The organism is Butyrivibrio fibrisolvens (assembly GCF_023206215.1).
Taxonomy (GTDB): domain Bacteria; phylum Bacillota; class Clostridia; order Lachnospirales; family Lachnospiraceae; genus Butyrivibrio; species Butyrivibrio fibrisolvens_C.
The window spans coordinates 55,677-81,227 of record NZ_CP065800.1 but is presented as its reverse complement, the minus strand read 5'-3'; the positions used below and the strand labels follow the sequence as shown (position 1 = coordinate 81,227).

20 protein-coding genes are annotated in these 25,551 nt (G+C 38.9%); 14 read left to right on the top strand and 6 right to left on the bottom strand.

The genetic code is table 11. The features are described 5' to 3' along the window. Nucleotides 1–76 precede the first annotated feature (76 nt). The 9 genes from I7804_RS00340 to I7804_RS00300 all read left to right on the top strand — a co-directional run bounded on the left by I7804_RS00340 (nucleotide 77) and on the right by I7804_RS00300 (nucleotide 11,825). The gene (locus tag I7804_RS00340; RefSeq protein ID WP_248404350.1) at nucleotides 77–1,537 is read left to right on the top strand and encodes a glycosyltransferase; all 1,461 of its coding nucleotides are present in this window, start codon (nucleotides 77–79) and stop codon (nucleotides 1,535–1,537) included. Between the two features lie 38 nt (nucleotides 1,538–1,575). Next, complete coding sequence (locus tag I7804_RS00335) at nucleotides 1,576–2,565, top strand: glycosyltransferase family 2 protein (protein ID WP_282570444.1); 990 nt, start codon at nucleotides 1,576–1,578, stop codon at nucleotides 2,563–2,565. A 100-nt stretch (nucleotides 2,566–2,665) separates the two neighbouring features. Further along, nucleotides 2,666–4,069: an undecaprenyl-phosphate glucose phosphotransferase gene (locus I7804_RS00330; RefSeq protein ID WP_022758342.1), complete on the top strand. Its 1,404-nt coding sequence runs from the start codon at nucleotides 2,666–2,668 to the stop codon at nucleotides 4,067–4,069. A gap of 189 nt (nucleotides 4,070–4,258) precedes the next feature. Continuing rightward, the gene (locus tag I7804_RS00325) at nucleotides 4,259–5,680 is read left to right on the top strand and encodes an LCP family protein (RefSeq protein WP_248404348.1); all 1,422 of its coding nucleotides are present in this window, start codon (nucleotides 4,259–4,261) and stop codon (nucleotides 5,678–5,680) included. Between the two features lie 212 nt (nucleotides 5,681–5,892). Continuing rightward, on the top strand, nucleotides 5,893–6,825 hold the full coding sequence (locus I7804_RS00320; protein ID WP_081357075.1) for a glycosyltransferase family 2 protein: 933 nt from the start codon (nucleotides 5,893–5,895) through the stop codon (nucleotides 6,823–6,825). A gap of 220 nt (nucleotides 6,826–7,045) precedes the next feature. Next, nucleotides 7,046–7,702, top strand: coding sequence for a GTP pyrophosphokinase (locus I7804_RS00315; protein ID WP_022755369.1), 657 nt, complete (start codon nucleotides 7,046–7,048; stop codon nucleotides 7,700–7,702). A gap of 273 nt (nucleotides 7,703–7,975) precedes the next feature. Continuing rightward, nucleotides 7,976–8,764, top strand: coding sequence for a hypothetical protein (locus I7804_RS00310; RefSeq protein ID WP_143057250.1), 789 nt, complete (start codon nucleotides 7,976–7,978; stop codon nucleotides 8,762–8,764). After that, nucleotides 8,765–10,354, top strand: coding sequence for a M23 family metallopeptidase (locus I7804_RS00305; protein WP_248404347.1), 1,590 nt, complete (start codon nucleotides 8,765–8,767; stop codon nucleotides 10,352–10,354). It begins immediately after the preceding gene. Between the two features lie 178 nt (nucleotides 10,355–10,532). After that, nucleotides 10,533–11,825 (top strand): UDP-N-acetylglucosamine 1-carboxyvinyltransferase, encoded by a 1,293-nt coding sequence (locus tag I7804_RS00300; protein ID WP_022755372.1) that lies wholly within the window; start codon nucleotides 10,533–10,535, stop codon nucleotides 11,823–11,825. Nucleotides 11,826–11,934: 109 nt separating this feature from the next. Here I7804_RS00300 and I7804_RS00295 read toward each other — a convergent pair whose 3' ends face one another. Next, complete coding sequence (locus I7804_RS00295; protein WP_248404346.1) at nucleotides 11,935–13,041, bottom strand: acyltransferase family protein; 1,107 nt, start codon at nucleotides 13,039–13,041, stop codon at nucleotides 11,935–11,937. After that, on the bottom strand, nucleotides 13,038–14,123 hold the full coding sequence (locus tag I7804_RS00290) for an HD-GYP domain-containing protein (protein ID WP_248404345.1): 1,086 nt from the start codon (nucleotides 14,121–14,123) through the stop codon (nucleotides 13,038–13,040). Before I7804_RS00290 ends, I7804_RS00295 begins: the two co-directional genes overlap by 4 nt. A 223-nt stretch (nucleotides 14,124–14,346) precedes the next feature. Here I7804_RS00290 and I7804_RS00285 point away from each other — a divergent pair, with 223 nt between their 5' ends. The 3 genes from I7804_RS00285 to I7804_RS00275 all read left to right on the top strand — a co-directional run bounded on the left by I7804_RS00285 (nucleotide 14,347) and on the right by I7804_RS00275 (nucleotide 19,250). After that, the gene (locus tag I7804_RS00285) at nucleotides 14,347–14,724 is read left to right on the top strand and encodes a hypothetical protein (RefSeq protein WP_022758349.1); all 378 of its coding nucleotides are present in this window, start codon (nucleotides 14,347–14,349) and stop codon (nucleotides 14,722–14,724) included. Between the two features lie 204 nt (nucleotides 14,725–14,928). After that, nucleotides 14,929–17,121, top strand: a complete 2,193-nt coding sequence (locus I7804_RS00280) for a glycosyl hydrolase 53 family protein (RefSeq protein WP_248404344.1) — start codon at nucleotides 14,929–14,931, stop codon at nucleotides 17,119–17,121. Between the two features lie 146 nt (nucleotides 17,122–17,267). Next, nucleotides 17,268–19,250, top strand: a complete 1,983-nt coding sequence (locus I7804_RS00275) for an ATP-binding protein (RefSeq protein ID WP_248404343.1) — start codon at nucleotides 17,268–17,270, stop codon at nucleotides 19,248–19,250. 74 nt (nucleotides 19,251–19,324) lie between these two features. Here the strand turns inward: I7804_RS00275 and I7804_RS00270 are convergent, their stop codons facing one another. Then, the gene (locus tag I7804_RS00270; RefSeq protein WP_248404342.1) at nucleotides 19,325–20,344 is read right to left on the bottom strand and encodes a diguanylate cyclase domain-containing protein; all 1,020 of its coding nucleotides are present in this window, start codon (nucleotides 20,342–20,344) and stop codon (nucleotides 19,325–19,327) included. Nucleotides 20,345–20,585: 241 nt separating this feature from the next. Here I7804_RS00270 and I7804_RS00265 point away from each other — a divergent pair, with 241 nt between their 5' ends. Further along, entirely contained in the window at nucleotides 20,586–20,954 is a 369-nt protein-coding gene (locus I7804_RS00265) for an Hpt domain-containing protein (protein WP_110072710.1), read from the top strand. On the opposite strand, the gene I7804_RS00260 is transcribed toward I7804_RS00265, so the two are convergent. Then, nucleotides 20,944–22,179: a hypothetical protein gene (locus I7804_RS00260; RefSeq protein WP_248404341.1), complete on the bottom strand. Its 1,236-nt coding sequence runs from the start codon at nucleotides 22,177–22,179 to the stop codon at nucleotides 20,944–20,946. The two genes, I7804_RS00265 and I7804_RS00260, sit on opposite strands and share 11 nt — an antisense overlap. 361 nt (nucleotides 22,180–22,540) lie before the next feature. Between I7804_RS00260 and I7804_RS00255 the strand changes: the two genes are divergently transcribed. Next, nucleotides 22,541–23,575: a glycosyltransferase family 2 protein gene (locus tag I7804_RS00255; RefSeq protein WP_248404340.1), complete on the top strand. Its 1,035-nt coding sequence runs from the start codon at nucleotides 22,541–22,543 to the stop codon at nucleotides 23,573–23,575. 191 nt (nucleotides 23,576–23,766) lie between these two features. Here I7804_RS00255 and I7804_RS00250 read toward each other — a convergent pair whose 3' ends face one another. Together I7804_RS00250 and hisC are read right to left on the bottom strand one after the other, a co-directional pair. Further along, entirely contained in the window at nucleotides 23,767–24,258 is a 492-nt protein-coding gene (locus I7804_RS00250) for a COG2426 family protein (RefSeq protein WP_248405923.1), read from the bottom strand. Nucleotides 24,259–24,398: 140 nt separating this feature from the next. Then, the gene (hisC, locus tag I7804_RS00245) at nucleotides 24,399–25,451 is read right to left on the bottom strand and encodes a histidinol-phosphate transaminase (protein WP_248404339.1); all 1,053 of its coding nucleotides are present in this window, start codon (nucleotides 25,449–25,451) and stop codon (nucleotides 24,399–24,401) included. Nucleotides 25,452–25,551: the final 100 nt, after the last annotated feature.

The following is a 25,551-nucleotide window of genomic DNA, read 5'->3' as shown; positions in this document are numbered from 1 at the left end:
TGTTATACTAAGTGAAGATTACAAGTTTTTACATCATTTGTAATCTGAACAAATATCGTGATCACTAAGAGGTTGTATGTTAGGTTCTATAAAAAAGACAATAGCATATGCAAAGAGAAACGGAATAGCTGCAGCATATTATGCTGCCAAAGAAAGACTTGAAGATCAGAAGAAGGAGTATAATTTTATACCTGCATCTGATAAGGAGCTTTCCAGACAGAAAGAAGAGACAAAGAGCGTTTGGGAATCTGATATAGCACCTCTTTTTAGTATACTTGTTCCGTGCTACAATACAGATTCTAAATTCTTTATAGAAATGGTAGAGTCTGTCGTATGTCAGACTTACCCTAAATGGGAGCTTATATTAGCAGATGCTTCTACAGATGAGAGATTGAAGAATCTGCTTTTGGATAGATTTAAAGATGATAACAGGATAATTTATATCCATCTTAAAAGTAATGGCGGGATTTCAGATAATACCAATGAAGCATTAAAGGCTGCAAAGGGAGATTATGTATGCCTTCTTGATCATGATGATGTTATAACGCCTGATGCTTTATATTATTTTGCCAAAGAAATACTTGATGAAATGGAAAGCTCTAAGCCGGATAAGCTGTCTGATTGTCCTATAGGGCTTATCTATTCTGATGAAGATAAGTGTGATACAGATATGACAAGGTTCTATGAGCCTAATATCAAGCCTTGTTATAACCTTGATTATCTTTTATCCAACAACTATATATGCCACTTTACTTCTATCAGAGCTGATATTATCCAAAAGGAAATGTTTAGAAAAGAATATGATGGTGCTCAGGACTTTGATCTTATCCTTAGAACCTGTCTTTCACTTTCAATGGATGATAATGATAGAGATATAAGGCATATAGATAAGGTACTGTATCATTGGAGATGTCACGAAGCATCAACTGCAGCCAATCCTGCAAGTAAGAAATATGCTTACGATGCAGGTAAAAGAGCTGTATATGATATTCTTAAGGCTAAAGGAATTAATGCAAACGTAAGTGAACTTATGCATGTGGGGTTCTACAGAGTTGAATATCCGGATGGAATATTCAGAGCCAGGAAGGATATCGGCGTAATCGGCGGCAAGCTTGTAGATAAAAAAGGCACATTGGTAGGCGGAATCTATAAAGAAGACGGAAGCATTGTATATTATGGTCTTCCTAAAGGCTACAGCGGCGGATTCACGCATATAGCTGCCTGCCAGCAGGATGCAGATGCAGTGGATCTTAGATGCATGCGCATAAGGAAGAAACTAAGACCGTTATTAAAAGAAGTTACAGGTCTTACTTATCATAGCAATAACGAGATGCTGAAGCAGAAAGATACATTTACTGATCCGGAGGATGAGACTGTTCTCGAATCTAAGGTAGGGCATATCATAATTCCTGATAACTGGGACGATGACAAGATCAAAAAAGAAAGTATCAGATTCTGCAGGGCAGTAAGACATCTTGGCTACAGGGTGGTATGGGATCCTAAGATGGTTCAGAAAAAGACTGATATGAAAGACTGATATAAAAACTGTATTGAAATTAAAGGATATATGCTTGTATGTCAAAAACAACAGTTGTCATTCCGAATTACAATGGAATGAAATATTTAAAGGACTGCATAGAATCACTTCTTGTGCAGACCTTGCCTTCGGATATTATAATCATAGATAATGCATCGACAGATGGAAGTATAGATTATATTAAAGAAAATTATGAGGGAGAACTTACCTGCAAGGATGGTTCCAAGATTAGTTGCAAACTGGTAAGTCTTTCTTCCAATACAGGCTTTTCAAACGCAGTGAACAAGGGGATAGAACTTGCTAGTACTGAGTATATATTTCTTCTTAACAATGATACTGTCTGCAGGAATGACTGCATAGAAAAACTTGAAAATGCAATAGATCATAAGAAAAAAGCTTTCTCTGTACAGGCACTTATGGTATCTTTAAATAACCCATACATAGTTGATGACAGCGGAGATTATTACAGCGCGATGGGATGGGCATTTACTGATGGTAAAGCCAAGCCTGCATCACTTTTTTCGAATAGGAAGAGTATTACATCCTCCTGCGCCGGCGCGGCTATATACAGGAAAAGTGTCTTTGACAAGATCGGCGGATTTGACGTTTTGCATTTCTGCTATCTTGAGGATGTGGACATAGGAATAAGAGCCAGAGTTTATGGATATATAAACTTTTTAGAGCCGGCAGCTGTAGTACTTCATGCAGGAAGTGCAACCTCGGGTTCAAGATATAATGAGTTCAAGCAAAAGCTTACAGCGGGCAACAATCTGTATCTTATATATAAGAATTTTCCTTTTTTGCAGATTGTATTAAATCTTCCTCTTATTCTTGCAGGAATAGTGATAAAGGGAGTATTCTTTGCAAGAAAAGGCCTTGGCAGAGCTTATATGCAGGGACTTATGCAGGGAATATCCAAAATACATAAAGGATCAGACAAAAAAGTCAGATTCCAACGAAAGAATCTGAAAAGTCTTGCAATCCTTCAGATTGAAATGTGGATAAATACAATAAAAAGATTTATATGATCAAAATATAAGCGGCCGTATATATGCCGGATATAGGCAGGATGCCTTAAGGTAACTTAAGGCAACTTAAGGCAAAAGTGCGGTCAGGGGACGGAGTGTTATGATAAAGAACAATCAGAAACAGCTCAACAGGATACAGGTCCTGGTGGATGCGGTGACAATTGTTGTCGCATACGTGCTGTCATATTATATAAGGTTTTATTCCATATTTGTTGATAGCTATGAGCTTGAAGTTGCGCTTCCAAGAGAAGTCTATTTTAGCGTACTTTATCTACTGGTACCTGCTTATCTTGTCCTTTATAATATCACTAATCTGTATACGCCAAGAAGATCCGGTAAGGTTGGAAGTGAGATCCGTAACATAATAGAAGCCAATGTTATCGGTGTTGCAGTATTTGTAGGCGGTCTGTACCTGGTTCACCAGGATCACTTCTCCAGAAAACTCATTGCAGTATTTTTTGTAGTTAATATAATCGTTATGTCCTTGTCCCGATATGCAGTTCGAAGAGTTCTACGCTTTATGAGGAAAAAAGGATATAACTTAAAGCACGTACTCCTTGTTGGATATTCAAGATCTGCAGAAGCATACATCAGCAGAGTAGAAGAAAATCCTCAGTGGGGCTATGCGATAAACGGAATACTTGATAACAGGATACCTGTTGGAACTGCTTATCATGGCGTCAGAGTCATAGGAACCATCGATCAGCTTAGCGAGCTTATAAGCGCTAATTCGTACGATGAGATAGCGATAACTCTTTCACTTGATCACTACGATATGCTTGAAGAGCTTGTAGCCTGCTGTGAAAAGTCCGGAGTCCACACCAAGTTCATACCTGACTATACATCTTTATTCCCAAGCAGTCCTTATACAGAGGACGTAGAGGGACTTCCTGTTATCAATATAAGGTATGTGCCTCTTACAGATACCGGTAATAGAATAGTAAAAAGGATCATTGATATAATAGGCGCTCTTGTAGCTATCATATGCTACAGCCCTGTAATGCTCTTTGCAGTTATAGGTATTAAGCTTACTTCAAAGGGACCCATTATATTTAAACAGGAAAGAGTCGGGCTTAACGGCAAGAACTTCATGATGTACAAATTCCGTACTATGGAAGTACAGACAACCAAAGAAGAAGCTAAGGGCTGGACAACCAAAAATGATCCTAGAGTAACTAAGATAGGCAGATATCTAAGAAGTCATAACCTTGATGAAACTCCGCAGTTTTTTAATGTTCTGTTTGGATCTATGTCACTTGTGGGGCCAAGACCGGAGCGTCCGCAGTTTGTTGAGAAGTTTAGGGAAGAGATACCAAGATATATGGTCAAACACCAGGTCCGCCCAGGCATAACAGGATGGGCTCAGGTCAATGGCTATAGAGGAGATACATCAATCCGTAAGCGTATAGATTATGATATCTATTATATAGAGAACTGGTCTGTTGGCTTTGATCTCAAGATTCTTTTTGGAACTTTCTTCCATGGCAAAAAGAATGCCTATTAAGTCCTGAGAACATAAAGTATACAAAAAGTATATAATTTAAAAAAGCATTTAAGCTACGTTTAAGTTGCAATACTTGTATAAAAAAGCATTTTGTGGCAAAATAGACAGGTGGTCAAGGGAGAAATGTTTTATTGGTAACCGCAGTATGACCATACATTATCTGACTGGATTGCGGTAAAGGAGAATGGCATGTCTAATTTCGATAATCATGACGGAAGAGGAAATTATAACAGATCATCAAATAATGGCAGACCTTCAGGAAGGACTGTATCAAACGGGCAGGGAAGACCTTCGAATAATGGAAACGGAAGACCGGTTCAGGGTTCAAGAGCACCTCAGGGCAGAGCCCCCCAGGGAAGATATACGCAGCAGGGAGCAAGACCTCAGGGCGGATATTCTCAGGGTAGAGCACCTCAGGGACACGGTTATTCACAGGGAAATGGATATCAAAATGGTGGATATTCTCAGGGCAGAGCACCTCAGGGAAGATACCCACAGCAGGGAGCTAGACCTCAAGGCGGATATTCTCAGAATGGAAGACCTTCTTCACAGGGACGCGGAAGAAAGAAGAATAATAACAAAACTATAGCTATCATCATAGCTGAGATTCTTATAATAGCTATTCTTGGTGTAACTGCTTATTTTGTATTTATCAAAGCAGGTATTACCAACGTAACAGAAGTTAAGGTTGACGAGGAAGAGCTTGATCAGAATATCGCTGAATCAGTTAAGAACAACGAGTCGATGAAAGGCTACTGGAACATAGCACTTTTTGGTGTTGACTCAACCAAAGGAATCCTCTCATCAGGAACACGTTCTGACTGTATCATAATAGCTTCTATTAATCAGGATACAGGCGAGATCAAGCTTTGCTCAGTATATCGTGATACATATCTTAACCAGCAGAATGACAAGGGTTATGGTAAGTGTAATGCAGCATATGCTTATGGCGGACCTCAGCAGGCTATAAACATGCTCAATACTAACCTCGACCTTGATATCACAGACTTTATCACTATAGGATTTGGTGGTCTTACAGATATCATCAATGATCTGGGCGGTGTAGAAATAGAAGTTGATGATGCAGAGATACTTCATATCAACAACTATCAGCAGACAATGGCTAAAGAGCTTGGAATCTCCTACAAAGAAGTAACAACAACAGGAATGCAGACTCTAGATGGACTTCAGGCTACAGCTTACTGCCGTATCAGATATACAGCAGGTAACGACTTTGCACGTGCTGCACGTCAGAGAGAAGTTATCCAGGCTATCATGGACAAGGCTAAGACTGCAGATACAGATACTCTTACTAATATTGCCAACAAGGTATTTGATGAGATGGCAACATCACTTGAGCTTTCCAAGATAGTCGAGCTTCTTGGTAAGATAAGCAGTTATTCAATTGTTGCAGAGGACGGATTCCCTCAGGAATCAATGCGTGCAACCGGTAAAGTTGGAGAAGCAAGTGTTGTAGCACCTATCTCACTTGAATCCAATGTTGTATGGCTTCATGAATTCCTCTTTGGAGAAGAGGGCTATACCTGTTCTGACACTGTCAAGGAATATAGTGAATATATATCAGGTAAGACAGCAGGAATGTCTAACTAAGACTATTACACAGGTAAGACTGTTGATTAAAATATTGATCTAAAATATTGATCTAAAATCTTGATCATAAATATAATAATCATTAAAGCCTTAAAGGCTTTTTGCATAATCGAGCCGGGGATATACTCCGGCTCGTGGCATGTAGATTAACAGGCTACATGTGATGAGCATAAAATGTGGCTATAGTATAGAGCCTGATGGGAGATACCAGCATGTATGATATTGATGTGATAATACCTACATATAAACCTAATAAAGAACTATTTACTCTCTTGGACAGGCTGAACGAGCAGACCATAAAGCCTTCAAAGATCATCCTAATGAATACGCAGGCACAGGAACTTGCAAAGCTTATAAGTGACGAGCAGCTAACGCTTAGATATCCAAATGTGACTGTTTTTCATCTGTCCAAACAGGAATTTGATCATGGACGCACAAGACATGAGGGCGTTTTGTTTTCAGATGCAGAGTACTTTATGTGTATGACACAGGATGCTATCCCTGCAGATAGAAATCTTATAGAGGAGCTTGTGAAGGCATTTGACGGTGATGATCAGCTGGCTGTCTCATATGCAAGGCAGATTCCCAGACCTGATTGTAATCCAGAAGAGCTTTATGCCAGAAAGTTCAACTATTCAGTAACCTCAATAAGGAAAACACTAGCTGATGTAGAAAAACTGGGAATCAAAACATATTTTTGCTCTAATGTATGTGCCATGTATAAGCGCAGCATATATGACAAGCTTGGAGGATTCATAAGAAAAGCTATCTTCAATGAAGATATGGTATATGCGGGAACAGCTATAAAGGCAGGATATGCGACAAGATATGTTCCTCGCGCTGGAGTTGTACATTCTCATAACTATACATGTATGCAGCAGTTCCACAGGAATTTTGACATAGGTGTATCTCAAAAAGATCATCCGGAGATATTTGAAGGATTGTCCAATGAGTCTGAAGGCATGAAAATGGTCAAAGGTACGATCAGATATCTTCAGGATATGCATAAAACTTATAGGATACCGCACTATATACTCCTTGTAGGCAGCAGGTATGTGGGATTTAGACTTGGTAAAATGTATAACAGGCTCCCCAAGAGCATTGTAAGGGCTTGTAGTCTTAATAAAGAGTACTGGAACAATTAGCCACTTTCTTTGCTCGTGATATAGGGTTATAAAGTTATGTAATATTTGCCAAATATACCCATTTGAATGTAAGATATAAGAGGGATAGAATTCAAAACATCTTTTTAATAAGAAGAGATTTCTGATCATGTTAGGGGTGAAATGGTCGGATAATGCGGGCTCCCGGCTACCTTTGGGGGCTATGGATTGCAAAAAATAATTTATAATTGAGGGAAAAATCTTGGAGCTTAAAATAGGGAACGAGCAGGATATTCATACCTGGGAGCAGGTTACACTCGTCTATCATTCAGCACTTAAACAGATCAATACTAAGATAGAGATTATAAATGATGAATTTCAACAGGTTCATCGTTATAATCCTATTGAGCATATCAAGGCAAGGATCAAGACATCAGAAAGTATAGTCAAAAAATTAAAACGCCATGGCTATGAATCTACCATTGAAAATATGGTAAAATATGTCAATGATATTGCCGGCATAAGAGTAATATGCTCTTTTACAAACGATATTTATACAATCGCCGATATCATCAGCAATCAAAGCGATATAAGGATAATAGCAGTCAAGGATTATATTATGAATCCCAAGGCAAGTGGCTACAGATCCTATCATATGGTAGTCACTGTTCCGGTATACCTGTCTGATCGTATCATCGATACTAAAGTCGAAATTCAGATTAGAACAGTAGCAATGGATTTCTGGGCTTCACTTGAACACAAGATTCAGTACAAGTTTGAAGGCAACGCCCCAACTCATATTAATACAGAGCTTTTAGAATGTGCACATATGGTATCGGAGCTTGATGCCCGTATGCTTTCTCTTAACAACGAGATTTTGGAGATTGCTGAAAAGATCAAGAACCAGAAAGAGGAATAAAGCTTCAAGAAAAGCCATTAATGAGGAGTGCCCGAGCACCTTTCGGCACCCGGGCTATTATGAAAAAATATCTATCTGTTTGTCTGAATCATTTATATATTTAATATAGACATGTTTTATGTATAAAATATGAACAAGTAGTAAAGACTCAGTTAACGTGCACAAAAAATAGTCGCATCTTTAGAAAGTACTGTGCAATATTCACAAAAATCTACACTTGTTTTTGGAGGTACAGCATTGAAAAAAGACAGCAGGACATGGGGAGAAAGGATAGTGGATAATATAATGGATAAGCTTGCAGATAAGATAAGCGCAGCAGAAATGATCAAGGCTAATGCAGCAGCTGAAGCTGCTGAAACACAAAGGCTTCGTACACAGACCCTGCAGTATCAGGAGGAGATGGAAGCAATTCATAAAACTGCGGATGAACTTACAGCTTTAATGAACAAAATATCCTCGAAGCTTGATGATAATACAAAAGATACAGATAATGCCGAGAACAAAAAGCTTCTTGAAAATATAAGTCAGAATATAACTGACGGTAATAAGACACTTTTAGAGTCCCTTAGCGGCGGATTTGAAGACAGCAACAGAGCGCTACTTGATGCTCTTGGAAGAGGAATAGAAGATAATAACAAGAGTCTTTATGATGCCTTTAATAATGGTATAGAAGATAAGAATAAGGCATTTATTGAATCTCTTTATAAGAGGCTTGATGAAGAACACAAATATACTCATGATATTGGTGTTCAGGTCTACAGGAATGTTCAGGCATCATCACAGGATGAGAATAAGAAACTCACAGAAGATATTATAAAGCGTATCCTGGATGAGAATGATCATCTTGCAGTGAGCGTTGCAGATGAGACTTCAGGTCAGCTTCAAAGAGCATTTGAAGGCCTTTCTGAGAAGCAGAAAGAACTGTCACACAAGATAGAAGAACTTCAGCTTGCAATAGACAAAAATCATGCATGTACAACTGTCAGCGTCATCACACTGATTGCTGTGCTGATCGGTATAGGCATTAATGTATTAAATATTATGGGGTTTTTACATTTTTAAATGAAACATATTACCAAACATTACAGAAAAATAGGATATTGGTTTATAAGAGCATCACTTTTCTTTGCATTTGTATGGCTGTTTTTTATACCTAGTTTTATCAGAGCTGATTTTTCGGAAGATAATATTTTTTATGTTACTCTCAATGGTGAAAATGTAGGAATGGTTTCATCAGAAGATCAGGCTTATGAATATTTAAGGGAAGCAAGAAGACTTTTACAGCTTGATAATACTGAGCTTGTGCTTGCTAAGGCAGATATTGAGATAACAGGTGATCATGTCGTATGGCAGAAGATGGATAGTTCAGATGATGTCATAAACAGGATGAAAAATGCTTTGGTGCAAAATGAAAAGGATACGCTTAAAAGGTGCTATACGATTAAGATCAACGATTTCTATGTTAATGTAGCATCCAAGGAAGAAGTATTAAAAATCCTTAATGCAGCACTTGATAAGTATGATTATGACGATGAGTTCGAAGCTACACTGATACTTGACCCTGACAGAGAGGTCAATGTCCTTACTACTGAAGTTGTTTCTTCTGTAGATAACTATTTTGATGTATCAGGTTCTATAAGTGAATTTAAATCTTATGGAATAGCAGCTTATCTTGATGAAGTATTCATGGAAGATACAGAGCTTTCATCAGATGATATGGATTTTGATGATTATGATCTTGGTGTTAAGACTCTTGATTTTGGTGACAAAGTAGAGGTTGTAGAAGCATATCTTCCTGAGAATGAGCTTACTGATCTTGCATCTGCCATAGAAGAAGTAACCAAAGATCAGGAAACTAACCAGATATATGAGGTTCAGAGCGGAGATACACTGGGATCTATCGCAGCCAAATTCAATCTGACTGTAGATGATCTTGTTGCAATGAATCCGACTATTGAAAATGAAAACTCAATCATAAGAGTTGAAGATGAGATCATCGTAACAGTTCCGGAACCGGAGCTTACAGTTGTAAGAACTGAGCTTGAATATCTGGAAGAGGACTATCAGGCTGAGGTTCAGTATGTGGACAATGATTCATGGTATACAACCAAATCTGTTGTCTTGCAGGAACCTTCAGATGGACGTCACAATGCCATAGTTCTTAATTATTACGAGAATGACAAAGAGGTGTCTCAGGAGACTATCAAAGAAGAGGTAATCTACGAGGCTGTTGCCAAAATAGTCGAAAGAGGAACAATAGTACCTCCTACATATATCAAGCCTATTTCTGGCGGAAGACTTAGTTCGGGATTTGGTTATAGATCAAGACCTACTAAAGGCGCCAGCACTTACCATAAAGGTGTAGACTGGGCAACTCCTGTTGGAACAGCAGTTATGGCTTCTTCAGGAGGCGTTGTCTCAAGAGCGGGATGGGGATCAGGATATGGATATGTTATCTATATAGATCATCCCGATGGAAGACAGACAAGATATGGACATTTGTCCAAGATTTTAGTATCTGTCGGAGATCATGTATCCCAGGGACAGAAGATAGCTCTTAGTGGTAATACGGGTGTAAGTACCGGTGCACATCTTCACTTTGAGATTTTAATTAATGGAGTTCAGGTCAACCCGCTCAATTACTTGTATTGATAAGGGTGATGCCCCTTTAACCATGATAAAAACAAAGTTTAGTGTATGTGCTGTATGAGTTGCAAAAAGTGCTATTCGTTGCTATAATACTTTTTTGTGCGAGTAGTTGTTGAAAGCATAGTATCATAGTATCAGGCAGAAGTGGCAAAGACGCCATGTATGCAGATGAGAGAGAATTATGGAAAGATATGTCATTAAAGGTGGTAATCCGCTTGCAGGTGAAGTTGAGATAGGCGGTGCTAAGAATGCAGCGCTGGCTATTTTGGCTGCAGCGATCATGACTGATGATACAGTATATATTGACAATATGCCTGATGAAAGGGATACCAACATTCTCCTTCAGGCTATGGAGAGCATTGGTGTTTTTGTTGAGCGCATAGACAGACATAGTGTTAAGATCAATGCTTCCCATGTATGTAATCATACGATTGAGAATGAGTTCATTAAGAAGATGAGGGCATCATATTATCTTATAGGAGCTCTTTTGGGCAAGTATAAACATGCACAGGTTGTTCTCCCGGGTGGATGCGATATAGGACTTCGCCCTATTGACCAGCATATTAAGGGCTTTAATGCACTTGGCGCAACTGTTAATATCGAGCATGCTATTATCAATGCAGAGGCAGAGCAGCTTGTCGGTAGCCATATATATCTGGATATGGTATCTGTGGGAGCTACTATCAATATAATGCTTGCAGCTTCTATGGCCAATGGACAGACTATTATTGAGAATGCTGCCAAGGAGCCTCATGTTGTTGACGTAGCCAACTTCCTTAACAGTATGGGAGCTAATATCAAGGGCGCAGGTACAGATGTTATACGTATAAAAGGTGTTCAGAAGCTTCATGGTAGCGAATATACTATTATTCCTGATCAGATAGAGGCAGGAACATTTATGGTAGCTGCCGCTGCTACAAGAGGCGATGTTATAGTCAAGAATGTTATACCTAAGCACCTTGAGTCTATTTCGGCTAAGCTTATCGAAATGGGATGCGTGATTCATGAATCTGATGATGCAGTAAGAGTAGAGGCAAGAAGACGTCCTATAGCTACACATGTTAAGACTCTTCCTTATCCGGGATTTCCTACAGATATGCAGCCTCAGATAACTGTAGCTTTAGGTCTTGCAAGTGGCATCAGTATTGTTACAGAGAGTATTTTTGAGAATCGTTTCAAGTATGTTGATCAGCTCATGAGAATGGGTGCCAATATTAAGGTTGAGGGAAGCGCAGCAATTGTCAATGGCGTAGAGAGATACTCCGGTGCGGATGTATCAGCTCCGGATCTTCGTGCCGGAGCAGCACTTGTAATCGCCGGACTTACAGCTGATGGTTTTACTACTATAGACAATATTCATTATATCGAAAGAGGATATGAAGACTTCGATATCAAGTTGAGAGAACTTGGTGCCCAGATTGAGAAAGTTAATACTGACGAGGAAGTCAGGAAATTCGAACTTAAAATGGCATAAAATTAGTAAACAGCTTTAAAGCATCACATGATTGATAGCTTTAAAGCTGTTTTTTTTACTGTCAGCAATGTGACTTGCTATATCACCCAAGCAGATAGTTTTAGTTACTTTATTTTCCTGGCCGGACTCCCAATGTTACAGGGAGAAATTTTTTCTGAATTTTGCCAGCAAGCAGACATAGGATGATCACAAGGATGGCGGGGACGACAGCTGCAATAAGTGCTGCCGGAGTATCAGGATGATCAAGTATATTAGAGAACTTACCTATTAGTGTCTGAAATACTATAACAGGATACTTGTTCCATAAAAGTATAGGGAGAGTATTCATTCCTGTATATGTTATCGCAGAAAGCTTTGATCCAATTAGGCTTCCGGCATACAGATAGCTAATAGCATAGCATATAGCACTTAGGAAATATAGTATAAAGCTAATGCCGTATTCATCAGTTCTGGCGCTTGTCTCTCCGTTGAGATATGAAAAAACTAATGCAAGAACAAAAAAGAATATAGCCCTTATGGCTTTGCATGTTAATAGTCTATTTATCAGTCTTTGTATAGCATTATGGCAGGTATGATCTGAAAATATTGTAGCAGATAATACTGAAGGTGCTATGACGATACCTATCTCGGTAAATATCACGTTGCATAGCGCAGTTTCTATATGCCAGCAAAGTGCGATGCCATTTAATTTCCTTGTAAGATACAATCCTATATATAGACAAAAAAGACTAAGAATGATCCTAATAATAAGGCTGTGGAAACGGCTCTTTTTTAATTTGGCTACGATTGTCTCTATCAGATAGACAAGTAGCATGATCACCATAAGGCAAGGAAGGAACCATAGTGAATTATTCCATTTCATATGGCCGGATTTACCACTGCCATAGAGCAAGAAGAGAATATTAGGAAGGACTTTGGTTGTTGATATATCTTCATGAAGAAGATTAGACGCGTATCTTCCCAAAAATGCAAATATAATGATACTTATGACTCCGGCAAACAGGTAAGGTACAACGATGGTTTTTATTTTCTTTAAAATGAAGTTCAAAAAAGATGAACTATGATGGTAGGTGATTCCTGAAAGAAGGAAAAAGACCGGTACTGAAGCAGGAACAAAATAAGTAAAATAGCGGCCGTCCCTAAGCACGTGTGCCAGAACGACCACAAAAATAGCAAAAGCTTTAGCGTTATCAAGTGTATAATTTCTAGTTTTCATATTATTTCTTCGATGTATAGATCTGGTGTCTGTGTAAGGTCTATATACTTGTCACCAATACGGATAGTAGGCCGTGAAAGATGGTTTCTGTTAATAAATACGATATCGCCTTCAAGCCTGTTATTAAGACGGACACGGTTCAAAAGGTAAGTATTAACAATGTTACTGAGGAAGGTCATGATAGCGTTGGTATCGTATTTCTGAAGTCCTTCACTTTCAAAAAGTGATATTGCAACAAAAGGACACAAAGGACCGCGGTATACTCTTGCACTTGTCATAGCATCATAGACATCAGCGATAGCAACGATCTTGGCAAAAGGATCTATCTGAGGTCCCTGAAGATGAAGGGGATATCCTGAACCATCGCAGCGCTCATGATGCATAAGAGCGGCGTTCTTGATATGAGGATCAAGATTGGATTTCTTTAATATCTTATAGCCTTCCTGTGGATGAGTCTGTACAATTGTATACTCATAATCTGTAAGTTTAGCCGGTTTGGTAATGATCTGCTCGGGGATGACAAGTTTGCCTATATCATGAAGAAGACCTGCGGTAGTCAGAGTCATTATATCTTCTTCAGACATCTTGAGCCACTGGCCGGTGATATTACTAATAAGCGCAACATTAATACAATGAGTATATGTTGCGTCATCGTATTGACGCAGTGAATGCATCATATCAAAAACATTCGAAGGACCATTGGTGGAATTTATAAGATCCATTACTGGAGCTGTAAGAGCATCAACGTCAATAGGTTTGTCGTTATGAACAACATTATTGATATTCTTTTCAAAATCAGATGCAGCAGCCTCAAAGTCCTGCTTGAACTGTTTGAACTCCGTTGTTTGCTGGAGCCTTTGGGCATAAGAAAGAGTCTGGAGTTCATCAATAGATGGCTGGGATACTTCTTCTATTTCATCTTCAACAAGTACATTGACAGTAGAATAGAACTCCAGCTTGGCAATTGACTTATCATCCAGGACAGCGCCCTTTGGAAGAATAAGCTGGTCATTATTGTACGTGTAAACATTTTCTGCAAGGACCATGCCCGGCAGCAGATTAGAGGTCATAGTACGCTTCATAAAAAAGTGTATCCTCCTAAAGATGGAAATGTACACAAAACCACAATTTAATTATAGATTCACGTATCTCAAAAGTCAAAACTGTAAATAGTATACAAAAATCAAAAGATACATTGACCAAAAGGCAGAAAAACAGTAAAAACATTACCAAGCTGTTGATAACTGTAAGATATGTGGGATATACTTATTACGTACGTTTAGGGGATGTAGAAAGGTACATTACATGAAAAATAGTAAAGATAGTCGCAGTGCGGCTGATGTTCTAGACCAACTTAGAAAAGAGCATTTTTCTTTTTCCCAGGTCAATCCGGATATATTTCCTGACTTTCAGGCAAATGACAGATCCATTATGTTTTTAAAGGCCAAATGGGAGAAATCCGACAAAGCGGAGCGTGTTATGATACTACAGTCTCTTTTGGAGAATGAGAAGGCCAAACAGAGAAGGTTGGAGGAGCTTATAGAAGAAGCTCAAAGATGCCTTGATGACAATGAGAAGAAGATTGTAAATGAGAGGAAAAAGCATCTTCGTACTCTAAGGTATGGCAGGATACCTGCTATTTTTATAAAAGATAATGATCAGAAAATGGAAGCTGCAGACTGATAGCATTATGCAATCAGTTGCAGCTTTTTTTGTTGTAATCTGTATAGCTGCCGGATTATAGCGCAATGAGTTGCGCGCAGATTTGGGGATTTTTGAGAATTAAATTAACGAAAAATTGCTGTATCATAGAATCTGAGAGGTCATTTATGAGAGTACGCTCGTAAAGCAAAATATAAGGTATATAAGACCGGCAAGGGGGCTCTAATGAAAAATAAGTTCAGTAAAAATCTGATAAGGACAACGTCAGTATCTATGGCTGTTTGCTTATCATTATCTGTGTCTGGATGTGGTGCTATGTCACAAAGTGATGATCAAAATGCCAGTGTAAGCACCGGTGAAGCTTCAGGGACTGCTGATATTGAAACTTCTGGTGTTGGTGCTTTTGATACAGCTACGGTATCAGATACAGCCGAGAATACGGCAGAAGGCAAGGAGGAACATGTGGACGATTCCAAGGCTATAGAACTTAAAACTGTAGATACAGATGGTAACAGCTACAAGGACAGTAGGGTATATGTACAGAAGATTGACGGATTGTCTGATGATTTTATGCGCGGAGTAGATATATCTTCATATCTTTCTGAAGAAGAAAGCGGTGTGGTATTCAAAGATTATGATGGGAATGATATTGATAGCCAGGGATTCTTTGATCTATTAAGTGATAGCGGAGTCAATTATATAAGAATCCGGGTCTGGAATGATCCTTACGATGAAGATGGCAATGGTTATGGCGGCGGTAACTGTGATATAGACAGGGCTGTTGTTATGGGACAATATGCTACAAATGCGGGCATGAAAGTGTATATAGATTTTCACTATTCTGATTTTTGGGCAGATCCCAATAAACAGATGTCGCCAAAAGCATGGGATGGCATGAGCATATCAGAAAGAGAAACAGCACTTTATGACTATACCAAAGAAAGTCTCCAAAAGCTTAAAGATGCAGGAATAGATGTTGGACTTGTAGCTATTGGTAATGAGACAGATCCCGGAATGGCAGGTGTCACATCGAATCATGAAAAATGCAGACTGTATAGCGCGGGAAGCAGAGCTGTACGTGAAGTGATACCTGATGCTTATGTTGCGGTTCACTATTCCAATCCTCAGCGTGATTATATGGAAATAGCTAAAATGCTGTCTGATGAGGATGTTGACTATGACGTATTTGCAACATCATATTATCCGTATTGGCATGGAACGCTTGATAATCTTACACAAACTCTTAAAAACGTTGCTGATACTTATGATAAAAAAGTCATGGTTGCCGAGACTTCATGGGCTTACACACTGGATGACGGAGACGGATCAGGTAATACAGTTGCCAAGGGAAGTAATGATGATGATAGTGAGTACTCGATCTCAGTCCAAGGACAAAGTGAAGTGATAAGAAACGTTATAAAAGCAGTAGCCGATGTAGGCGAAGCCGGAATTGGAATGTTCTACTGGGAACCTGCATGGATACCTGTTAACGTATATGCAGATACTACAGACAATGCAGAGCAGATATTGAAAGAAAATACCATTGCCTGGGAAAAATATGGATCAGGCTGGGCTTCAAGCTATGCAGGAGGTTATGATCCTGATGATGCAGGAAAGTATTACGGAGGAAGCTCATGGGACAATCAGGCACTTTTTGACTTTGCAGGATATCCTCTTGATTCTTTAAAAACATTTGAATATGTATATACAGGTAATGAGATAGAAGGAATGGAATTTGAAGGCGCGATAACACCTGCCGGAGTAACAGTAAGCCTTGGAGAAGATATCGCATCATATCTTCCTTCCACCGTCAAAGGAGAATATACAGGCGGTGCAAGACTTGATCTTCCTGTAGAATGGGATGACTGCTCTGACATTTCAGAATTTGGTGAATACAAAGTATTTGGTACAGTTACAGATATCCTGTCGCAGGATGAGAATAATACGTCAAGAGTCATCATTAAAGTCAATGTACTCCCGGACAGTCTTCTTATTAACAGCGATTTTGAAACAGGAGACGATAGCGGCTGGGAGTTTTCCGGAAACGGTGCCTGGGTAGATTCTGAGGATGTATTTCGAGGAGAGTATGGACTTCATTTCTGGTCTGAAGCTGAAGTTATGTTCACAGCATCACAGAACTATATTGCAGCAAAGTCCGGCAATTATACAGCATCTATGATGATCCAGGGAGGAGATGCCGGAGATGACCAGGAGATTACGATCACTATAACCAATAACACAAAGGGCACATCAGTAACGGCAGATACTACAGTAACTGGATGGCTTGAATGGACCAATCCTACAACAGATACGCTGGAAGTAGAAGAAGGAGATGAGCTTACAGTAACAATTTCCGTAAAAACAGCTCCTGGCGGCTGGGGTACAATTGATGATGCTTATCTGTACATGGTCAAATAGAATAAAGCCAATACTATTTGCCTAAAAACTATCATAATGCTATATTTAACTCAGCGAAGGAGTCATCTTTCGCTGAGATTTTTATTTTGGGGTTACATAATGAGGTGTGTGTCAAAATAATATGTGATCATCTTTAAGGAGGCCCGATGTCAGGCACAAAACTTCTCATGGATTATAATATTGATCTTGATCTTGTAGGCGCATTTCTTCTTGCCTTTATATATACTGTCATGAAGGTGCGTTATTCAGAAACTCCTGAGAATCAGAAGTATAGAAGATTTATTGTTTGTTCATTTCTTACAGCAGTATTTGATATGCTCAATGCTCTTTGCATCAGCAACGCAAGTACGTTCCCTATCATTGTATGTAAAATTAATTATTTTATCTATTACATGTGTCAGATAATGATGGCATATTATATCTGCTCGTATATAGCAAGTCTTATCGATCTTCGTACAGGTAATCATGACTATAAGTCCAAGATGATACCTTCAAAGATTCTGGTTTTTGTAGCCGGCATTACTATGTCATTTAATCTTTTCTATGGATTTTTTAATGATTTTGATCATCAAAACGGATACACACATGGACCTTTTTTCTTCATAATGTTTGCAATGCCGGTTTGTATGACTTTGTACTCACTTGTGCTTGTGGCACTTGGCAATCTGGTATTATCTATTCTCGAAATACATATCATGGTCTTTTTCTATTCATTTGTAATTGGAGGAGTTGCATTAAGAAGTTTTATACTTGTTAATTATATGCTTGATGAGTTGTTTGTAGCATTTGGCGCACTTGGAGTTCTGTTTCTGTTAGAGACGCCTGATTATCGAAAGCTCATGGAGACGATGAACAGTCTTGACAAGGCCAGAAGAGATGCTGAAAATGAAAAAAATATCTCGAACAAATACAGAATTGAAGCAGAAAAACAGCGCGATATAGCTCAAAGCGCAACTAAAGCCAAGGATAATTTCATCATATCTATGAGCCATGAGATAAGGACACCTATCAATGCAGTTCTGGGAATGAATGAGATAATATATAGAAATGAAAAGGATCCTGAGCTCAAATCCTGCGCAGAGTCAGCAATTATGTCAGGCAATACGCTCTTGTCGCTTATAAATGATATTTTAGATCTGTCCAGGATCGAGTCCGGCAATATGGAACTTATTGAAGAAAAATATGATGTAGCTTCACTTATACAAGACAGTTGTAATATAATACGCGACAGAGCAGAGAAAAAGAATCTTAAGTTCTATCTTGAATGCAATGAGAATGTCCCTGGAAGCCTTATAGGAGACATGGTCCGTATCAGACAGGTCATAGTCAACATGCTGACCAATGCTGTTAAATACACCGACGAAGGCAGTGTTACCATGAAGGTTGCCTGTTATAATGAAGACTCCAGAGCGAATCTCATAGTCAGAGTGATCGACACAGGAATAGGTATAAAAAAAGAAGATATAAATAAGGTGTTTGAAAAATTCGGCCGTGCTGAAATGACCAGGAATGCCAAGGTAGAAGGAACCGGTCTAGGCATGCCACTTAGCCGTGATATCTGTAAAGCTATGGGCGGAGATATAGAAGTAGAGAGCACATATGGAAGCGGATCTGTTTTCACAGCATTTTTCCCCCAGAAGATTGCAGATTCAAGGCCTATCGGTAAATTGAGCGTTGATAACAGAGGAAAAGCAAGTATCAGAGAAAGATATCATCTTTTTGAAGCTCCGGATGCAAGATTATTAGTAGTAGATGATACTAAGGTTAACCTAAAGCTCTTTAAGAAACTTATAGAGCCTTCTCGCATTCAGGTTGATACAGCTCAAAGCGGTGATGAAGCTTTGCAGCTGATAAGTAGATTCAAATATGACATTATCTTCATGGATCATCTCATGCCTGTAAAGGACGGAGTTGAGACCTTCAAAGAGATGCAAGATCTTCCTGATAGTCTTAATAAGGATACTCCTGTTATCATGCTCACTGCCAATGTTATGACAGGTATGAGAGAAGAATATCTTGAAATTGGATTTAAAGATTATCTTCCAAAACCCGTAAAAGGGGAGAAGCTTGAACTTATGATCATGCAGTACCTTCCCAAGGACAAAGTTACTGTGATACAGGAAGTATAAGTTAAGAATAAATAAAAAAGCCGAAATGACTGGTGCATCGACCGGTTCATTTCGGCTTATATCTTTTTTGACGATCAAATCTGGAGCTCGGGTTCTTCAACATCTAGATCTTCAATCTCATAAGACAGTGTGCAGATCTTACTGAATTCATCAAACCAGTTCTTCATAACACGTTCTGCAGCAATCTTGCCATTGTCAGTGTTAGTTCCCGACAAGAGCACCAGATACTGGTTTCTGCCATACTGGGCGGCAACATCACCTACCCTGAGTGTATGACCTATGAGACGCCCGAGCTGACGCTCTAAGTTTATGATACTGATGCTTGGTGTATTTCTGCTTATAGAAAGAGTAAAAAGAACCAACTGATAATCAGTGTCTATTCTCTTTAGATTACGTGTAAGGAATCTATACAGACTCTTGAAGGATGCATAATCTACAAGATAAGCACCTCTGTCGAATCCATCCTCATCTATCATAGACCTGATGGAAGAGATGTTAACAATTCCATGATGTTTAGAAACTTCATGGATACTGCTAACACCATCCTCATAGATGAGGAAACCATGCTTGGTATGCTGCTTTACATAATAAAGGGCTTTGTCCGCATGGCCCATAAGAGTTTTCAGGTCATCGCCATTTATACCCGAAATAGCAATGCCTATGGAAGCTGAAATAGTCTGACCCATCCTTTCATCAACCATGTCGCTAAGAAGATATTCAACCTTCTCGATAATCCTGCGGCTTCTTTCAGAAAGAGAATCGGGATCCGTAAAATTACGGTAAAATATAATAAATTCATCTCCTCCGAGCCTCATCAGAACATCACCGTATCTGACAAAACTCTTAAGTATTTCAGCAAAGCGCTTAAGAATACTATCACCCATGGCATGACCATAAGTGTCATTAACGCATTTGAAATGATCAATATCGATCATTAGAAGAGCACCAGACGGATCGTCGCTTTTTAAAATATTGTCGATCTGCTGTTCCCCACTTGCTCTATTAATCAATCCCGTTAACGAATCAATGTAAGAATAAACTGCCATTTCCTGATTTTTCATCTCCTGAGCAGGAGGTTCGTTCTTCCTTCTCATGCGCATTCTCCTGACGTATATGCCATCTGCCGTGCAGATGGCATAACAATCGAAATATAATAAAAACCCCTACTACAATTATAATAAATTAGCCTAATATATATTTCTATATTCCTTGTTTAAAAAAGCATTGAACGGTAATGAAAAAAATACTGCATAGCTATATAATTACCTAAGTAGTATTGATCAGTAACTAAAACACTCCACTTGGATGGTGCAGTAATAGCAAAAGAGGTTATACATGGACATAAACAAAATAATATCTCAGATAAAAGAAATAGAAGGAACAGACATAGAAACAGCGCTTTCATACTGCGCAGATGATGAAGAAATCTATGTGGAGACAGTGCAGGATTTTATTGAAGATGACAGAGGAAGTGCAGTCAATGAGGCTTTTATACAAGAAGATATAGATTCATATCATATCAACACACATGCACTTAAGAACCTGTGTTACACAATAGGCCTTGTCCCTCTTGGAGACAAAGCCAAAGAACTTGATGATGCAGCTAAGGCCGGAGACTTTGGATATATCAAAGCTCACAATGATGAGCTTATGAAAGCGTACACGGATACGGTAAGCCGCCTTACGGCAATACTTAATAAATAGCTGTAGATGATGTTATATGTCCCGAAGTATCTGTATCAAAACTCCATATAGCATGGTCTGTAAGTCTATGCTCTGTAAGATACCATGTATCATTGATCAGTCCCATGTAGTATGGAGTTCCGCCGCCTACAAAGTACTTGTCATAGACAGTTTCGTAGTTGCCGCTTGATATATCCTCAATAGAAGGAGCACAGATCATAGTGGCAGCGTCCTGATTTCCATATATATCCGTTGATACAGTTATGTAGAACATGTCACCTATATGCTCCAGCTGAACCATACCGGCTATATTGTCAGGGACATTATAACTATCCTTTCTGGAAAAAGAATAAAGATCGTATTTTAAGATCTGCGATGCATAGTTACTGCTACCGTCTGCAGGAAGTCCTGATACAAAATACAGATCCCCATCATTAATTGTAAATGACCTGACATAAGTATCACTTAGTCTTTGTATAGTAATGACATTTGTAAGATACATACGAGTGTCATTTTCTTTGTGCCTGAATATATACATCTCGCCTGAATAAGAACTCCAGCAGTAGAATGCATCTGTATCCTTGTTGTAGACAATATAGTGGGGCTTATTACCAATTTCATTAAAAATCTGTGTAAGAGTATATCCATCATTTCTTTTTTCAAAGACAAGAACCCGGTTATTCTCTGTGTCATCAGCAAGCATTACAGAACCGTCAGATACAATGGTATGCCCCAGAGAATATCCACTTGAAGCATTGTCTGTAAGTACAGACCAGTCTGTAAGAGGAGATGTAAGATCATCATTGTAGATTATCTGTGAGTGATAGCAGTCTACGATATAATAATTCCCATCTATAAAAGTGATATCCGTGGGAACTGACAAGGTTGGATATATATTAATTGAATTAGAAACAGAAGAACCTTCTACAAGCTCCGACATTCTTATATAGTCTGATCCGTCGAAATTATCATTAAGGATAACTGATCCGTCAAAAGGCTCTCCATTATTTAATATAGTAGTATTATCAGCTTCTTCGTAAGTATCATTATTAGAAACTTTTGTTCCTGATTTTGTTATATCATCCTCTGAAGCAGTATCAGCCTGGCCGGAGGATGTAACTGTGTCTGAGCTATACTTGCATCCTGAAAGGGTTATTGTTACAAGAAGTAAAGCCGATAATAGATGTGAAAATGTATGTCGGCTTTTATTATATGTATTTAAAAAGTATATCATTACTAACCTCATGCCTTAAGCAAAGTAAGCAGTTAATGGTTCAAATTGATGTCACTTACTTTGTCAGGGATTTATCTTATTGAATTGTTTTTTGATCCATACGTCATTATATGACGTAAGGGTCAAAAGTCATTTCGATTCGAGCTTGCTCGAAATCGAATATGAATTTATGACCCGCCAAACATGAGCAAAGTAGCACGTAGTGCGGATTTGTGAATGTTTGAGGATTGTGAGAGTTTCGAAGAAACGGAACAATCCGGTAGTCATATGGTGTCAAAAGGAACTTTTGACACCTACCTCATTATATAACGAAAAGGCAATTCCTAAACAGTCCTATTTTCCAGATCTTAATAAATGGTCAGAAAGGATGATCATGGTTACATTTAGTTTATGCATGATAGTCAGAGATGAAGAGAAGAATCTTAGAAGGTGCCTTGACTGCCTTAAAGATCTTATGGATGAAATGATCATAGTCGATACTGGTTCTACCGATAAGACAATAGAGATTGCAAAGTCATATGGAGCAAGCGTTTATAATTTTAAGTGGATAGATGATTTTGCTGCAGCAAGGAACTATGCCTTTTCCAAGGCGACCTGTGATTATATCTACAGCGCAGATGCAGATGAAGTGCTAAATAAAAAAGACATAGAACAGTTCAAAAAGCTAAAGGAGGTTATGGACATCTCTGATGATGAGCCTTCGATAGACATAGTACAGATGTACTACTGCGGGCAGACCAGTGGAAAGGGCAGAAGTGTATACAATTTTGACAGAGAGTTAAGACCTAAGCTTTTCAGACGTTTAAGAACATTTATTTGGGAAAATCCTATTCACGAACAGATAAGAACTGAGCCTTTAGTATTTGATTCAGACATTGAAATTCAGCACATGCAGTCAGAAGATCATGCTTCCCGTGATCTTGCCATATTCAGAAAGGCGATTGATAACGGATATGTAGTCTCATCCAAATTACTGGATTTTTATGCCAGAGAACTCTATATGGCGGGAACGACAGAAGATCTAAAGGCAGCAGAAGAGTTTATGATAGCGGTTACAGAAAGTGAAAATGCAAGCGTTGAAGACATAAGGAAAGCCTGTTTGATCCTTGCAAAGAGCGCAAGGATTTCAGGAGATGTAAGTAAGCTTATGAAGTTTGCTCTTAAAGAAGTATCTTCCGGCTGTGCCAGCGAGATGTGCTGTGAACTTGGGGATTACTACCTTGATAACGGGGATCCGTCAGAAGCAAGCCTATGGTTTTATAATGCCGTATACGAGCAGACTCCAATGCTGGATATACGAGCAGGAGGAGACAGACCGCTCTTATCACTTTCAAAGTGTTATAAACTCATGGGCAATCAGGAACTTTCTGATGAGTATGTAAGGAAAGCAAATGAGTGGAATAAATGAGTAAGTACACTGGCATTTAGGTTTCCTGAAAAAACAGGGGTTTGAAGCACTATGATTTAATGCCTGAAACTTCGCCTTACCTTAAAGGGTGCATATGTTTAGTAGATGCGAAGCTTGAGTTAATACATAAAAAAGAGTCAGCCTCTTTTGACTGACTCTCATAATCTTTGACAAGTACTCATGAAGTTTGCTTATATCAAAGCAACTCCAAGTAAGCTTACAACACTCATGATGATACCTGCAAGAAGAACACCGAGGATTACAGCGATAACACTTGACTTGAAGTCCATATCAAGAATACTTGCTGCAAGTGTTCCTGTCCAGGCGCCTGTTCCGGGAACAGGAATACCAACGAAAAGAAGAAGTGCAACGAGTAGACCATTACCGGTTTTTGCTTTAAGCTTTTCGCCTCCCTTATGTCCTTTTTCCAGACAGAAAGTGAAGAACTTGCCGATCACCGGTTTATCTGCGCCCCATTCAAGAACCTTTCTTGCAAAGAAGAAGATAAAAGGTACAGGGAGCATATTTCCAAGGATTATCAGTATGTAAGCAAGCGGCATATTCAGTGACAATCCTGATTTTGCAAGCACTGCATCGAACAGATATGCAATCGGGATGGCTCCTCTAAGCTCTATAAGAGGTAGCATTGATACTATGAAAATAACAAGGTACATTACCCACATCGGGGCATTCTGAAACATTTCTACAATTGCTTGACCCATTTTAAATCTAAATCTCCTGTAAATTTTGTCATACCATGGTGCGATTATCCGATTATCTTGGATATAGCTGTGATCTAAGCATCACACCTAAAGCATGCGAGTTATTTAAGATAATCCTTTAAAAAGGCGATAAGTCTGTCCATCTGCTCATCTGTTCCAATGGAGATTCTCAGATAGTCTTCAATCCTTGGCGCATTCCAGTGTCTTACATAGATTCCGGCAGCCTTAAGTGCGCAGAAAAGTGACTGCCCCGAAATATTCTCATGCTTTGCAAAAATAAAATTGGCCTGAGAATCAGGGAATGAAAATCCCAGAGATTTAAGCTCACATTTGACACGTCTTCTGGTCTCCATGATCATATGGCAGGTCTTTTTAAAGTATTCATCATCTCTTACTGATGCAGCTCCCAGCTCAAGCGATGGCATATTCATCGTATATGAGTTAAAAGAAAACTTGGCATCATTTAGGTATTTTATCAGCTTTTTGGATCCAAATGCAAATCCTATTCTCATTCCCGCCATAGCCCTTGATTTGGAGAATGTCTGAACCACAAGAAGGTTGTCATATTTGTCTATTAATGGAAGAACACTCTTGCCACCAAAATCGATATAGGCTTCATCAATGATCACAACAGATTCCCGGTTATGAGAGATTATATCCTCGATCATGGACACATCTTCCAGAACACCTGTTGGTGCATTAGGATTTGGGAAAATAATACCACCATTTTCTTTCAGGTAATCCTCCTTAACTATGCGGAAGTTGTCATCAAGAGGACATCTCTTATATGGAATGTGGTACAGATCTGCCCATACATCATAAAAAGAATAAGTGATATCCGGGAATAATATAGGCTTATCTGAGTTAAAGAATGTCAGAAAGGCCATTGAGATAACGTCATCTGATCCTACTCCTACGAATATCTGATTAGAAGGAACTTTGTAATGATCGCTTATTGCATCTACAAGCTTTGACGCACATGGATCAGGATAGAGTCTGAAGTTTTCATATTTCATAGAAGAAAGAAGTTCTCTTACTTCCGGAGCGGGTGGATAAGGACATTCGTTGGTATTTAACTTGATGATATTGGCTTCTTTGGGTTGTTCACCCGGAGTGTAAGGAACGACCTTGCGGACGTTTGCTTCCCATGACATGGCAGTTCTCCCTTCTAGATGGCTTGTTGTTATAATATTCGTCAATTTATTCGTAATAAACTAATGCATTATCGTAGCACTGAATTTGATCAAAGATGAA